Source organism: Salipiger sp. PrR003, from assembly GCF_010500785.1.
GTDB lineage: Bacteria > Pseudomonadota > Alphaproteobacteria > Rhodobacterales > Rhodobacteraceae > Salipiger > Salipiger pacificus_A.
On sequence record NZ_JAAGOV010000076.1, the window covers coordinates 86,003 to 100,383 of the forward strand.

6 protein-coding genes are annotated in these 14,381 nt (G+C 58.9%); 1 reads left to right on the forward strand and 5 read right to left on the reverse strand.

Translation table 11 applies throughout. The features are described 5' to 3' along the window. The first annotated feature begins 210 nt into the window (after positions 1-210). On the forward strand, positions 211-1,023 hold the full coding sequence (locus G0D83_RS25015; RefSeq protein ID WP_164197289.1) for a hypothetical protein: 813 nt from the start codon (positions 211-213) through the stop codon (positions 1,021-1,023). A 125-nt stretch (positions 1,024-1,148) separates the two neighbouring features. Here G0D83_RS25015 and G0D83_RS25020 read toward each other — a convergent pair whose 3' ends face one another. The 5 genes from G0D83_RS25020 to G0D83_RS25040 form a co-directional block, all read right to left on the reverse strand. After that, complete coding sequence (locus G0D83_RS25020) at positions 1,149-3,392, reverse strand: hypothetical protein (RefSeq protein WP_164197290.1); 2,244 nt, start codon at positions 3,390-3,392, stop codon at positions 1,149-1,151. Positions 3,393-3,397: 5 nt separating this feature from the next. Next, positions 3,398-8,926 carry a strawberry notch-like NTP hydrolase domain-containing protein gene (locus G0D83_RS25025; protein WP_164197291.1) on the reverse strand — a complete coding sequence of 1,843 codons (5,529 nt, stop codon included), beginning with the start codon at positions 8,924-8,926 and terminating at the stop codon, positions 3,398-3,400. Positions 8,927-8,945: 19 nt separating this feature from the next. Then, complete coding sequence (locus tag G0D83_RS25030; RefSeq protein WP_164197292.1) at positions 8,946-10,928, reverse strand: hypothetical protein; 1,983 nt, start codon at positions 10,926-10,928, stop codon at positions 8,946-8,948. 211 nt (positions 10,929-11,139) lie between these two features. Beyond that, entirely contained in the window at positions 11,140-12,975 is a 1,836-nt protein-coding gene (locus G0D83_RS25035; RefSeq protein WP_164197293.1) for a lipopolysaccharide assembly protein LapB, read from the reverse strand. A 16-nt stretch (positions 12,976-12,991) separates the two neighbouring features. Continuing rightward, a complete protein-coding gene (locus G0D83_RS25040; protein WP_164197294.1) occupies positions 12,992-14,248 on the reverse strand; it encodes a hypothetical protein in 1,257 nt (418 codons plus the stop codon). Positions 14,249-14,381 lie beyond the last annotated feature (133 nt).

A 14,381-nucleotide genomic window follows, 5' to 3' on the forward strand; every position in this document is an offset into this window, starting at 1 on the left:
GTCCGATGAGCTCTCCTGGATCCCCAACAGACACCGGACGCATACCCCGCTGCTGGGGCCTACTTCAATCAAGTCTCGCGCCCGGGTGATCACAGTGTGACCAAAAGGTCCCATCCGACCCTTCTTCGGCAAAATGTGGGCGTTCTCCGAGGTCGAAGCACCACATAGGCAATCAACCTCTCCTTAAGCGTAGAGGACTACACTTCGGGCATGACCGCTCCAGAAACCATGGCCGAACCCAAAACGCTCCTCGAAGACCTGCAGGCTATGCTGGCCACTGTGCCTGGCGCGCCGGAGCGGGAGAGGCTTCTTTCGTTGCTGCCAGATGCTCGCCAGTTCGTGATCTCCGATGAGATGGCAATGGCGGTATCAGACACTGTGAGCAATGTGCCTCACACGATCGAGCATAACCTCGACTTCCTGATGCTCCCGGAGGGTGTTTGCTGGTTCGAATGGGCCGAGCGCGCTCGCCGGACAGATGTCGACATCCTGATGCACAATGTGGAGCATCCCGAAAGGGTAGGGGTTATGGTGGCCTATGCCAACGATGAGGATGATGCAGTGATCGGAACGGTGGCCTGGCGTTTCCCGGACGGCCGCGTCGACCACGCTCCGGCGTTCTTCTCCTGGAACGAGACACAGCTCGCCGACTTAGCCCGCCGTGCGCGGCACTCTTACAGCCATGTGCCGGCGGAATCCTGGGCCCGCATGATGTCTGCGATCTACACCCATGTGCCAAAGGGATACGTTGAAGAGATGGAGGTCCTTGAAGATCTCAGGTCGAACGGTCCCGACATCGAGACGATGACCGGCTCAGCCAGGCGCGAGGCGTCAGCAGAGGCACTCTTCATGCTCGGGACACTGCTGATGCTGCAGACAGATCGCTTCAGCCTGGAAGGGCAGGGGGAACAACAGACTCTGAAAATGAAGGCCCCGGAGAAATGGCGCTTCCTCCCTCCCAAAAAGGGCTTCTCCCGGAAACGTCACAAGAAGGGCGTGAAACTGAGATGGTGGACGGCCTGAACCGTTGAAGGGCTAGCTGCGTCGGCTCACATTCACAGGTCCAACTTCATTCGCGGCGCGACAAAGGAAAGGCCAGACGAGAACACTCTCTGTCTGGCCTTTCGCTATCTATTCTTTAGCGAGGATCACATTCCTGGCGCAGCCACCTCGAGCTCAGGTTCCCGATCCATGGTGGCGCCGTAGATTGGATCGATCGACGCGACGAGAGGCTTGAGTACGGGATGACTGACGAAGTCGTCAATGCCGCGAACGTCCTTGGTGACGCCCTTATGGACGAGGCGACCGACCGCCATCATTGCGTTCGTGATGTTGTCGTCTTCCTTCCACTTGTAGCCGCAAACGCCTTCGACTTCATCGGAAAGCACCCTCTCGCCGGCGGCCGCCATGAACTGCGTGATCTGAGTTTCATTCAGCACGATTTCCTTGCTGGCAACTGCTTGCTTGAACCACGCGAGTGCATTTTGCATTTCCACCGGCGGTTTGGTGTCTCGGATTGCGTAGAACTGTCTTTGCTGAAGAGGCTTGGAGAAGTCGTCGATCTTCTCGAATTGGACTGTAGCCAGACGCACGAATGTGTTCACCTGCTGACCAGATTGTGGGTCTCTGACCTGGACTCGACGGCGCAGGCTCACGATGTGGTTGAAGCGGTCTCGACAGGTACTCGTATAGCCACCCACACAGTGATGTAGGCCTTCGACGCCATCGGGGTTAATTCCGCGATAGCCTTCTTGAGTGAGTTCTTCCGAGCAGGTCAAACTTTCAAAGTAGATCCCGTTCGGAGCGACGGGATTGCCTCCGAACAATCGAGCCCAGTGTCCCTCAGGTAGACCAGCCAGGGTATCAATCGCAATCCCTTCCCCGATGACCTGTTCGCTGATGCGGGCCATGTCGTTCAAGAAAAAGCGAGTGTTCTCGAAGATATTGGGCGCAGTCTTACCCGCTCCGGGATTTTCAGGATCCGGGAGGAACAGAAGCTGCAGTGTCGACTGCCTGGCCGCGTTAAACTGGTTGCCGGCAATGCAGATGTCGTCGAGGTTACCGATCTGCAGTACTCGCGAAGCCGCCGCGGGGATGACGATGTGGTTGCGGACGAATTCGACCATCTCCATGGTCTGATCAACAGCTGTCTGCAGGCCGAACTCGGACATGTCCGGCTTATGGAGGCGCAAGGCCCAATCCCGGACCTCCTTCCGAAGCTGAGGATCGGGAAACTCGAACTGCGACAGTTGGCGATCGACAGTGGAACGGTGATCCCGATCGCTCTTCTTCGCCGCCTTCTCGATGCGCTTCCAGTCAATCTTCTCGCGGAGTTCCTTCTCGAAGTCCGGCTCGAGGCCCTGAGGGGCCCGGGTGTCCATGAACGCCATGGCGCAGCGGCGGTGGAATTCCTGCCACTGGCCCTTGCTGCCCTTGTAGAGCACGTCGAGGGGCTTGTCTGTCACCTCCGACAAGGCAGACTTCAAGCGCCGGCCGATCGTTTTCGATACCAGCGTGAAGGCATTCCACTCATCCTCATCCTTGGGGAACCAGTCTGGCGGGATAGAACTGGCGTGGTCGATGATTTCCTCGATTGAAAGTCCGTTGGTGTTCCATGAGACACCGCGCAGCCTTTTCAGAGTTTTCTCCTTCACCCCGAAAACTTTCGCGAGCTCGGCGTTCAGGGGCTTCTGCTTCTGGATGACCTGACGGGCGAAGCTTGAGTTGTGGGCAAAGAACGTCGCCATGAGAGGGTAAATCTCGGCCGCCTGGCGCCGGTACAGCCCGCGTTCGTCCTGGCCCCCATAGAAGCGCAGGGTCTTCCAGTCGTAGTCACTCAAAGCATCCAGAACGCGAACAGCGTCCTTGTGAATGGGGTCGACCCCGAAATCGCTCAGCGGCTTGCGCAGCCTTGCGTTTTCTGCCTTCACGAAGAGGTCTTTCGTGGTTTCAAGTTCTGCCAGGACGCGTTCAGCATCCTCGGCGCTCAGCGTGTCCTTCGCGCGCTGGACGAAAGCCTCATAAGCGTACGCACCAATTTCAGGATCGGTGCCAAAGAGACCGAAGTCGTGGACCGAGGAGGACGCCGGGTAATCCTGGAATTGCTCGTGCGTCTTCCGGTCTTCACCCAAGTCGTTGAGAATGCGGGCCCGGCTCCAAATGCCCTTGGCACGCAGATCCAGACGCATGTTGCGGCCGGTTTCCACGAAACCGAAGCTGTCCAGACGTTTCGACTGTTCGTCGAAGGAGAGAACCCGCGCGCTGGCTGGCTTTTCCCCGAGGTTTGTGACGACGAGGGCAACGCCCCCGTCGGTGTGGACCTTGTCCGCCAGAACGTGCTCTTTGTGCTGCGCGTAGATCTCGGCGATCAGTTCTTTGGTGGTCTTGCTCATCTGTCTTATCCCGCCTGCGCGAAGTACTCCGGCAGTTCGACCTCTTTGTTGTGTCGAGTGGGATCTGCTTCCATCTGTGCAAGGTTCATCCTGTCAGACCAGTCATTCGCCCAATCGCGATAAGACGGGCCGGCCCAGAACCTGATGCTGTTGTCCTGCATGATCTCGCGGATGAGTTCGAGCAGTTCGCCCTCATCGTTGATCGTCGTGTTGACCATGCGCCGTCCCGCGTTATCTCCGCCCAGCGCAGCGGCGACCCGTTCGTAGGTCTCGAGCACGTGCTCATTGCGATAGATGCTTCCGAAATCCTTGTTGTTCGGGTGCGGGAAGGTGACTGAGTAGCCGTTGGTGCCGGACTTGATGACCAGCGACCGCTTGGCCAGTTCGCGATCGGGATAGATCGTGATTGCCTGGTTCTCGCGAAGGGCGTCGAACACCATCTCCGGTGTGCGCAGAGCAACCGGAATACGGCGGCCTTCGAGCGCATTCTTGTGCAGGACCACGCCACGCTTCATGATGCCAGATTTCGCATCCTCATAGACACACATCGTGCCCATGTTGTTGTTCTCTTGCGAGATCTGCAGAGCACGGAAGAGGTTGCCGGTCAGCAATTGCACTTTGCGCTTCTGCTTGAAGTCCCGGGCACGGTCGAACCGCTCAAGCAACGCGTCGACACGGTCGTCATCGGCATCGTTGAGGCCCTCCCAGATGTGGAACTCGGTCATCTCCTCGTTGCGGGCAAAGAACTTGTCCGACAGGAGCGCATCGAAGCTGGTTGGCCGCGGGAACGCATCGCCCGGAACCACAACCTGCAGCTTATAGCTGGTCGCGGAGAAGGCGCCCTTACGGGGGTCGGGATACTTCACGGAGACAACAACGCCGGTATGGCCGGCATCCTCATATCCACCCAGGCGGATTTCCGATCCGGGCTTGATGTTCTCCACAAGGGTCTGAAGGCGCGTCATATGTGCATCGGCGTTGGCAACCTTGTTGTCACCTTGTGCAAGAGCAACCTCGACACTTTCGAACCCCTGGGTCGTGCGCAGCAGGCGGTTCAGGCGGTCTGCTCGCTCACTCTCGATACGGTTGACCTGCGCCGCAGCATCCCGACCCTGGCCCTTCTCCATGGCGTTGTTGACGAGACGGTCCACCTCGTCACCGCTGAGCGGCTTTGCCGTGGTCTCGAGAATGCAGTCCTCGAGGAACACCGGAGACTCGAAGGCATCGATGGTGTTCTCTTCGGACGGCCCCTCGAACAGGTTGCGGTATTGCTGGTGGACCACGCCCGGCAGAGCCTTCGGCTTCAGCGGGTTCTTGTTCTCGGCATCGAGCTCCTGGATATAGGCCTCAAACTCGGTCTGCAGCTCTTCCAGGACCTGTTCTTGCAGGGCGCTGGGCAGAAGGAGCATACGGCCAAGAATTTGGTTCGCGGAGCGCTTGGCTTCGTTTTCGGCGCCGTCGTCATCCATGGCGCGGGCAGCTTCGTTCTGCTCAGCAAACTCCTCGTCCATGCCGAGCATGCGCAGGTATTCGGGATGCATCTCGAAGTACGCCGTGCAGACGTGGTCACCCACGCGGTTCAGCATGTCCGGGATGTTGTCCATGAGCGTCGCGCTGTCGCGGTTCGACGAGACGTTTGCGTTCAGCTTCCGAAGCTTCTGGTTTCGCGAGGCATGGGTACGGAGCTCGGCCGGGATGCCCGAGTTGATCGCGTAGATCATCGGATCGGTGAGTGAGCCGCGGCGGAAGATGCGGCCGTATCCCTGGATTTGGTCATTGATGTCCTGAGGCGTGTCGCCTTCGTACATCACGCGCTGACCATGGTTATTGAACCACGATGCATCTTGCAAACTCAGGCCCTCGAGGCCGGACTTGTTGATCACGACTCCTTCCATGTCACCGTTGTTGAACTCGTTCACCACATCGATCGCGCGCGGGCGGTTCCTGCGGCGAATGCGACCGCCACTGTATTCGTGAGAACGTCCGGTGATCTCTCCGAAGTTGAAGCCGACCTCGGCTGCGCGTTCGCGAACCACATCGATCAGGGAGATCGGAAGCGCGGGGATCTCGTCGATCATCGCCATGATGGCTGCATACCGCTCTGCAAGCCCAGGATCCTCGTCCTGCAGGAATTCTTCCACAGTCCTCGTCGAATGCCTGCGAACCATCGCGGTGTACTCGGCGGCCAGCTCGGGCTCGAATGTCTCCAGAAAAGCGTTTGCAGTGAGATCTGCATCGAGCTGACGTTCCCCCAGAAGCCTTTGGTAGGCGGCATCGTGGAATTCCCTGAGGAATTCTTCTGCAGTGCGCTGAGACCCTTCCTGCATACCGCCACTGAACATCTGACGCAGCTCTCGGCGCAGAACATCACGCATGCTCGGAGGCGCCATGGTCTCGAGCTGTTCGGCTTCTTGCTGCTCGTAGAGCTCCTGGAAGAGAGCCCCTTGGGTCCCGTCCGCCATGATGACGGGCTTGCGGCCGTTGCGCACATCCTCGATCGCCATGTCAGCGATCCTGTCGGCTTTCACCGCAGAAATCAGAGTCTTCATGATCCTGAACAGAGGCGATCCAAAGCCCAGACGGGTATTTTGGATGCTCTTCACACGGGCGCGCTGGCGGTGAACCCGCTGGTTGGCTGCGCGGCGTTCATTGCGATCAGCCTCCGGGTCGAGGCCGACTTCTTCGCGCTCCATCTCGAGCTGACCCAGTTCCGCAGTTGCGGCTGCCACACGTTGCTGCACCCGGCGGTTCACATCCCCAGACAGGAAGGCGACCTCCGACAGGATCGGCGAGATGGCATCAACCAGGTGCCGGTTGCGGTCAAAGTTGTCTTCGTCATCGACAGTCGCGAAGGTGAGCTTCGAGTTGTCATGCTCCCTACGGATGAACACACCGTTCTGGGCAAGCATGGACGAGATGACTTCTTGCGCGTTCTCTCCGCCCTTGTTCATGATCTCGAACAGGGTCTCCTCGTCCAGGTACTCTGGGAAGAGGATGTTGTAGAGGCCCATCGTCTTGATGTCTTTTGCGTGGGTCGCCGACAGAAACGCCGTACGGTAGGACGCCTCGATCGCTCCGCGGATGTTGCGGCCGGTGTTGGAGCTACCCGTGGCTTTCTGAGCCTCATCGGGGATGATGACAGTGTTCTCGTCGATGTAATCTTTGAAGAAGCGCAGTTTTGCGGTCATCATCGAATTCGGCTCTTCCGCCTCGAGCTTCTCTAGATCACGCGAGACCTGGCTGTAGGTCAGGATGACCATGTTGTAGCCGTCAGGATGGGCAACAACGCGACGCTCGATTTCTTCGTTCTCCCCGGTTTCCTCATTGAAAACCTGTTCGACATGGACATCCGTCAGCATGTCGAGCGCACGCTCCTTGTTCAGGCCTTCATAGACCTTGGTCTCGCCGGTCTCGGCGTCGTTGTATGTGTAGGTGCCGTCATTGAAGATCAGCGGATTGACGTGCTGAAGCATGCCGGAGTCGCCGAGATCTCGGATGATGTCCGCGATGTTGGCGGACTTTGAGGTCATCATCACCACGGTGCGCCCATTCAGGATATGGCGACCTGCAATACCTGCGGCCGTACGTCCTTTGCCCACGCCGGTCTGGTCGCCGATGTGGAAACCACGTTTGCCCTGCTCTTCGCCGAAAGCTTCCAGAGCCAGGGCATCGACCTGTTCCGGGGAGAAACGGCGTGACAGTTCCTCACGTGTCATCGCGAGACCGTTCGCGACGTACTCGTCGATGTCGGGGTGGCTTCGCAGAACATTGGCCATCGCCTGGCGCATCGGCGCCTCGAGGTGCTTGGGCACCATGGTTTCGGGCTCACCAACGCGGGAGGCCGAAACATAGGGCGACTGGTAGTCATTGCGCTTGGCCTCAGAGGACCTGGCTTCGGCTTCACGATCCTCGTCCAGCGTCGCCAGATAGTTCGCGATCTTGGCCCGGGACTTGATGACCTCCGAAGACCAGGTGAAGAGCGAGCCGAAGTCGAAGATGTCTTTCTTGCGCTGCGACGCCTCGTGAGGCTCATCGAGCGGCTCCGGACGGCGGGTGCCGACGCTTAGCAGAACCATCTTGTCGCCGCCGGCCTGAGAGGCGTGCACGGTGCTGTCGATCAGGGCATTGCCTTCGATGGCGTAGTACTGGCCGAGCACTTTCACGAAGCGGCTGAATTCCTCGTCGTTCGAGCCGTCGATTGCCTTTGGGAAGGTGAAGATTGCGTTGCCGTCTTCAGAGCGCTTCTCGAGTGCGTCGAAGATCTCGATGAACTCGCGGCGTGTGAATTTCTGACCATGGCGTTCGGCTGGGCTCTCCGCCCAACCTGTCTGGACGTTGGCCACGATAACGTCGGTACCCGCATAGTCTGCAGGGCCCGGCTCGACAGGGTTTGTGCCACGCAGCCCCAGTTCGCGGGAAAACTTCTGAAGGGTGTCTGCCTCGTCAGCACGGGCTTCGAACACACGCAGGCTGGCCTGGTTTCCACGCTTCCACTTGGCAAAGGGTGCACCTTGTCCCGGGTTCACGAAGACTGCGTTGGTGTCGTCATCAGAGAGACTACCAGCGATACGGTGCAGGATGACCGAGATCGGCATGTTGAGATCGCCGATCTCATTGTCCCCGGTTGCAGTGCGAGTACGATAAGCGCAGTTCTCGGTGATTGCCGTCGAGGTCTGGAAGAGCTCGTTGAGCGACATGCCAGAGTTGCGACGCATCCAGCTCGAGAAGAAGCTGTCCAGTGAACGGATGAATTCAGAGACCTGGCTGTCGTCAGTAACCTCACGGTCGTAGATCACTTTGAGATAGTCGACGATGTCTGACCGACGCTTGACCTCTCCTCCCAGGATTTCCTCTCCGAAGGCGGAGACACATTCCTTGTAGGAGTCGTGATCGACAGCGCGCAGGAAGGTACCTGGCGACAGATCGCTTCCGTCTTCGTGAAAGGCTTCGCCCTCTTTGCTTACGACGACGCGGCTGGCAGGAGCGGCGTCCGTGGCCGGAACCAGGCGGACATCATGGCCATCCTTGTTTGTGCCGATGCTGTAGGACGTACGCAGCAGTTTGGACAGCTCGTCTTCGATCGGCTCGGCCTTCTTGGGAGTGCTCTTCGGGGTAGCAACCTCAGGAACATCCTCGGGAGCCGGCGCAGATGCCTCGGGAGCGGGCTGGGCCGGCTTTTCCCCGGCGGACGCAGGAGCTTCCGCTTTCGGTTGGTTGGAGACGTCAAGGAAGACAGACGCGATCGGCACATCCGCGACGGACGCCTGATCGTAGCCCTCTGCTCGCAGCGACTTCAGCAGCTCACCAAGTTTGAAACGCTCGCCATTCGGATAGACATAGAACGAGGCCTCCCCGCGTTCGACCTTCGAGAAGCCCATCGCCTGGCCAATGGCATCGTAGTGCTCGCCATCGCCGTCGCCCTTGGCCAGAACCAGGAGGCGCTGCTTCTCGTCACCCTTCGGAACCGTCAGAACGCTGAGTTTCACGCCATACTGAGAAAGGTCCAACCACTTAGTCGTCTTGGGAGTGCTCATCAATCTCTTCCGTCTATCCTTAAAGTCCGAATGCGCCCGCAATAGCGTCAAAGTTCTGAGCAATCAATTCTTCAGACTCTGATTTTTGCGGCGCGCTATCTTTTTTCTCCTCCGAAGTTGGTTCGGGGGATGCAAGTATCTCGGCATCGTCGGCAACCTCCGGGGAGGAATTTTCAGACTCCGGGATAGCACTCAGAAAGTCGTCCTCGAAGGAGCTGCCGTCATCCAGCTCCACAAAGCCAACGGTGGAAGACTCTGAATTTTCATCTTGCTTGGAGGCAGGCGAGACAGTGGGCGCAGGAACCGCTTCCGGCTCTGGTGTCGGGTCATCTTCCAGACTGGAAAGATCGACCTCCCAGTCATCGATTTCCTCGTCGGCAGCGGCTTTGTCATCGGAAGGCGCTTCTTCAACGTCGAGAGTGCCAAGATCGACCTCGCCAAAGTCCTCTTCGTCTGCGGATGAGATCTCCGCCTCCGGCTCAGCGGTTGGCTCGACGTCCAAACTGGAGAGATCGATGTCCAAATCATCGATCTCCTCTTCGAGTGCAGGGTCGAAACCGGACAGATCAATCTCGAGATCGAGGTCGCTGTCGCTGTCATCTTCGGCCGGGGACACCTCTGGTTCAGCGGCGGGCGGTGCTTTCTCAGCAACTGGCTCTGGAACCTTCTTCGCAGGCTCGGGAGCGGGCTCTGCCTCTACAGGAGCACCGGCTTCCTCTCCAGCAGGCTCCTCAAGTTCAGGCTCGGGGTCCGGTATAAACAGCGAGAGGTCGATGTCGATATCGTCGTCTGCCTGCCGCTTCTGCGAGGTAGAGGGAGCCGGGCCCTCGAGTGGCTGATCCAGGAAGTCGAACTCCGTATCATTCAGCTCACCGGCAAGGTCCTCGATGTAGGCGCTGAAGTCCATCTCGGGGGTGTCATCTGGAGCAGAGTAGAACTGCTCGGCGCTGTAGCCGGGGATGACCTTGTCCAGGCCTGAGACGTGCGGCGTGTCGATCATGGCCAGAGGGCGGGCCTTGCCTGGCGCGTGGAAGGCAGCCACGACATCCCTGAATTGGGAGCCGTTGCCATAGCTCGTGTGACGAATACCCAGTGAGACCTTCCGGCATGCCGTCGTCGGGTGCTCCCCATGGTTCACGAAGTTCTGGAAGAGGGCATCCCCCTTTTTCTCCAGGCGATCGGATAGCTCCGGGTCATCCTTCACCGTGAGGGATTTCCGTACGCCGCTGATCGGGATGACTTCCCACTTCGTAGCATTCTCGGGATCGCTGAGCGAGTTCAGAAGATCGCGGCCGGTGACCTCGTATGTGCCCTCGAGCTCGCCGACCATTTCGATGTAGTGGGTCTCCTCGACAAACCGCGTCATGCGATCACGGAACGTGTCGGTGGGAGCCATGAGCACGCGGATCGATGAGGTCGCCTTCTCCTTTTCAGAGTATCCGCGGATCACCACGCTGTCGTCGACACTCTCGCGCTTTTCGAAGAACTTCTTGAAAGCCCGGAAGAACTCCTCGGGTGTGTTGAACACCTCCGAGCGCTCTGGCCTGACCACGTTGAACATCTGGATCTTCTTTCCGTTCGGCATGCTTTCCGGCGCATCTACGAAAGCATCGACGTTGTGGTAGAGCTCGGCGTCCTGCGTGTCGCCGTTCTTTGCCACGGTCACGTAGCCATCTGATGTGTATGTGGTCTCCCCCGGGGCTCCGGTGATCTTTCTCGCATCCGTAAACATGATGACCCCGCCCGGATCGACACTCTCGAAAGCCCTCTCGAGCGGATTGACCTCTTTCACCCGCGGGCTCCGGGACCACTCGCGGAACATGCGCAGACGTTCACCGGTCTCGAGATCGATCCCGACCACGCTGAGCTGCTCTCCAACATCCTCGAAGCTCTCGACACGGACGGTCTTGATGCGATCGATGATCCTCTCGTGAGGGGAGATTGCCTTCTGGGCGTAGGACTTCGTTTGGGAGGCGATGGTCTTCAGGAGAGAAGCTGACATGTTGGGTCTCTTAAAAGGAATTGTTCAGGGCTGATGTTCGGTGAGGAATGAATTCCACAATCCTTCGAAGAGTACTCCCGCGGGCCCGAGATGTGGTTTCCCACTGATTAAGAACAGCAGTTTTCAGAGTCCTCGCCGGAGACTCTGAAAATGGAAACGGCCAGAGGTCTCCCCCTGGCCGCCAGTAATCTTCCTTGCTTCGTGTAGGCGCCTACGAAAGACGCTCAAGCACACTGTCCCAATCTCGGGGCTTCGATTGAGCAAGGACCTTGAGGCATCCGTACCAGCGGTCCTCTTCGCCCTCCACGCCCCAGTACCACATGCGCTCGGAGCCGCAGGGCAGTAGCACGGTCGCATCGGGGTGCCCGATGGCGCCGGCGGCGTGCGCAGTTGTGTTGTCGATCGTAATGACATGATCGACCGCGGCCAACTGGACCAGGGCTGCACGGATGTCCGCCACCGGGTCGACCTTCTGGTCCTCAAGGAAGGTCATGCCCGGGAACGCCTGCCTGGCCTCCCACATATCGTCAGCAACATCGCCATATTGCAGGCTCACGACCATCGCGTTCTCAGGCAGTCGGGCGAGGATGTCCTGCAGGGCAACCGATCGCACATAGCCGGACAGGCTGCCGGCGCTTTTCCACGAGATACCATAAATCGGACGGCCGTCAGCGATCTTGCGATAAGCTGCGCGCTGGGCGGCCACCGCCTCCGGGTCGGCCTCTACATAGCCGCCGAATAGAAGACCTGAAGCGCAAAGACCACCGAGGTAGCGACAAAGATCAGCCAGGAAAACACACTCTGAGCCATCAACCGAATAGCTTTCATTGTCGAAATCCTCCTTACTGATACAGGTCACGGAGAGTGTGTTTTCTCGCAGAGCGTCGGCGATCCGCCCTTCTGTCACGAAGAAGACTTCCTTCACACCGAGGTCCCTCAGAGCAGCGACGGCCATTGGCAGGAGAGCCATCTGGTCCCCCACGCCCTGCTCATCCATCAAGAACACCCGTGCGCGGCCGGAGAGGTTATCCGGGTCCGAGTTCTCCAGAGGAATTGCTGCACGGTTCGCTTTCGGTTGGCGCAAGGCATAGTGCGGCCACGCGGCGTCGACCTCTCTGCGACGAAGCAGGAAGGAGCCCAAAACCTTGCCCAGCGCGTGCTCTTCCTGATCAGAGACATAGGAGGCATCTTGGTACGTGGCGAGCGCGGCATCATCCTGTCCAAGATCCTGTTCGATGTTGGCGCGCACCATAAGGCCGCGCTGGTAGTCTGCAGTGGACTCGAAGTCATGTCCCTCGAACGTGGCCAGAGCCTTGTCGAACTCTCCCTTCACGCGCTGGGCATTCATCCTCATGACGATGAGCTCGTCGCTCGGGTTGGTCTTGAGGAGTGCCTCAGTACCGGTCAGCACGCTATCGTAGTCATGGGTCAGCATGTCGGCCTTCACCTTGCCCAGCTTCGCTTCGGGTGCGGTCGGGGCAATGCGGTAGGCTTCCTCAAAGCAGCTGGCCGCCTGCGGGAAGAACTCTCCCGCGAGATAGAGTTCGCCGGCAATGCGGTAGAGAGCATCGACACGGCCGCGGTGAGCCATTTTCAGAATGTTGTCGGCCCCCACCTTGTGGCGCCCCATCATCCGCATCAGCTCCCCATAGAGGTTCGCCATGGCGACCTCTTGGCTGCCGAGCTTGATCGCGTCCTGGAACTCCAGCACCGCGGTGAACGGATCGGCCATGAGCACGAAGGCCTTGCCCATCCCGGAGCTGATGGTGACGCTCTTGGGCTTGTACTCGCGGGCCTTCACGAAGAACTGGTGAGCGGTCTCACCTTCTTTCCGGTCGAGAGCGATTGCGCCCAGAATGATCCATGGGTGCTCGCTCTTGGTGCCGGCCTGCGCCAGCTCCGCCGCGATCTTGCTGGCCATCACGATGTTACCTGCCTCGAGTGCCTTGTAGGCGTCGTGGATTTTCAGAGCGGCCTCGCCCTTGATGCCGTATTGCTTGGCGGCCCGCGCTGAGAGCGCACGCCGTTCCTTCCTGGAATGGGTCATGTAAAATGGATTTCCTTCAGTCTGCAGAGAAAAAGTAGCTGGTGGTCGGGCCGTTGGGGAAGTTTCCGGATGGGCGGTAGCCGTGGGCCTTGCGCAGATGCTGGATGACCGCCATCACGGGTTCCTTGGTCATCTCGACCCAGATCAGAGGTGTGTTCTTCTGGATGCTCGGACCCAGCGCCTCGAGCAGATGCACTTCGTTGCCGGGCTGATCGATGTGGATGAGATCGACCGGATAATGGTGGAGCGACCTTGCGGCATCGAGGTAGCTATTCCCGATTTGCGAGATGTCGCAGCAATCGAGAAGGTGGCTTTCATTCAGCGCGCTGATGGCGACCTGCGCAACATCCCGGTCAGGCTCAATGAACGTGATCGGGTCGGCATAGGAGTGCTCCGCGAGAAACAGGGGTGAGTTGCCGCGGGCCATCCCGGCATCGATCACGGCAAACGAGCGATCACCGTCGACCAATTGGCTGAGAGCGTGGTCCAGAGCCGCACGTGCGAAGAACTCTCCCTCTGAGTGAACATTCTGAATGTGATCGAGAGGGTCGTCGATTTTCACCGTCGGCGCAGAGGAAGCTTCTTCTCGCCCCGGAAGCCGAGCGACGCCTGCGACTTCTTTCAACTGGTCAGCCCACTGCTTGTGAACAGCGCCGACCCACGCGCGACCGTCAGCTGAGCGCGGGCCGCTGCTATGGATGCCAACGCGGTTGATGAAGAAGATCGTCGGGCGCTTGGCGCAGCGATGGTGTTTCCAGAGCTGGTAGTAAAGCTTGAAGTCTTCTCCGGTATCCATCTCGGTGTCGAAGCCATAGCGGGCAACAACCTCAGTTCGCATGAAGCCGCCGATCTGAATCGAGAAGTACGGTTTCACCCCGAGGAACTCTTCGCGGGTGTTCAACTCGGCCACCTGACCTTCGCGCAGCACCAGTTCACCGTGCTCATCCTGGTTGGTGATGAGGCCCCAGACAGCGTCCAGCTCAGGCTCCGCGGAGATGATCTGCCCGAAGACCTCGAACGCGTTGGCGGCCAGGAGATCGTCAGCATCGAGGAAGAAGACCCACTCGATCCCTGCGGCCAGAGCTTCCTGCAGGGCCTCATTGCGGCGCGCCGACCGACCGTGGCGCCCCTGGGTATCGTCCATCATCAACGGAATGATCTCGTCGAAAGGCCCGGTCGAGAAGCCGATCGCAGTCTCGATAGATTTCAGACAGTCCTGTTCATAGAGCTCAGCATGCCCGGGGCCCACTGGGGTGATGATCGCACATTTCATCGAAAGTTGCCTTCTATTCTTTGGGCAACCCTACCGCGGTGAGTTTAAGCTCGGATTACTCGTGTCGTGGGGCAACTACCGGGGAAACACCCTCCAGTAAGCGCCTCAGGCATAAAGATCTCATATTTTTTAC

What these genes read in the sequence shown, in the direction of transcription:
- G0D83_RS25015 (WP_164197289.1), top strand. Translation starts at nt 211, where the DNA reads ATGACCGCTCCAGAAACCATGGCCGAACCCAAAACGCTCCTCGAAGAC.
- G0D83_RS25020 (WP_164197290.1), bottom strand. Translation starts at nt 3,392, where the DNA reads ATGAGCAAGACCACCAAAGAACTGATCGCCGAGATCTACGCGCAGCAC.
- G0D83_RS25025 (WP_164197291.1), bottom strand. Translation starts at nt 8,926, where the DNA reads ATGAGCACTCCCAAGACGACTAAGTGGTTGGACCTTTCTCAGTATGGC.
- G0D83_RS25030 (WP_164197292.1), bottom strand. Translation starts at nt 10,928, where the DNA reads ATGTCAGCTTCTCTCCTGAAGACCATCGCCTCCCAAACGAAGTCCTAC.
- G0D83_RS25035 (WP_164197293.1), bottom strand. Translation starts at nt 12,975, where the DNA reads ATGACCCATTCCAGGAAGGAACGGCGTGCGCTCTCAGCGCGGGCCGCC.
- G0D83_RS25040 (WP_164197294.1), bottom strand. Translation starts at nt 14,248, where the DNA reads ATGAAATGTGCGATCATCACCCCAGTGGGCCCCGGGCATGCTGAGCTC.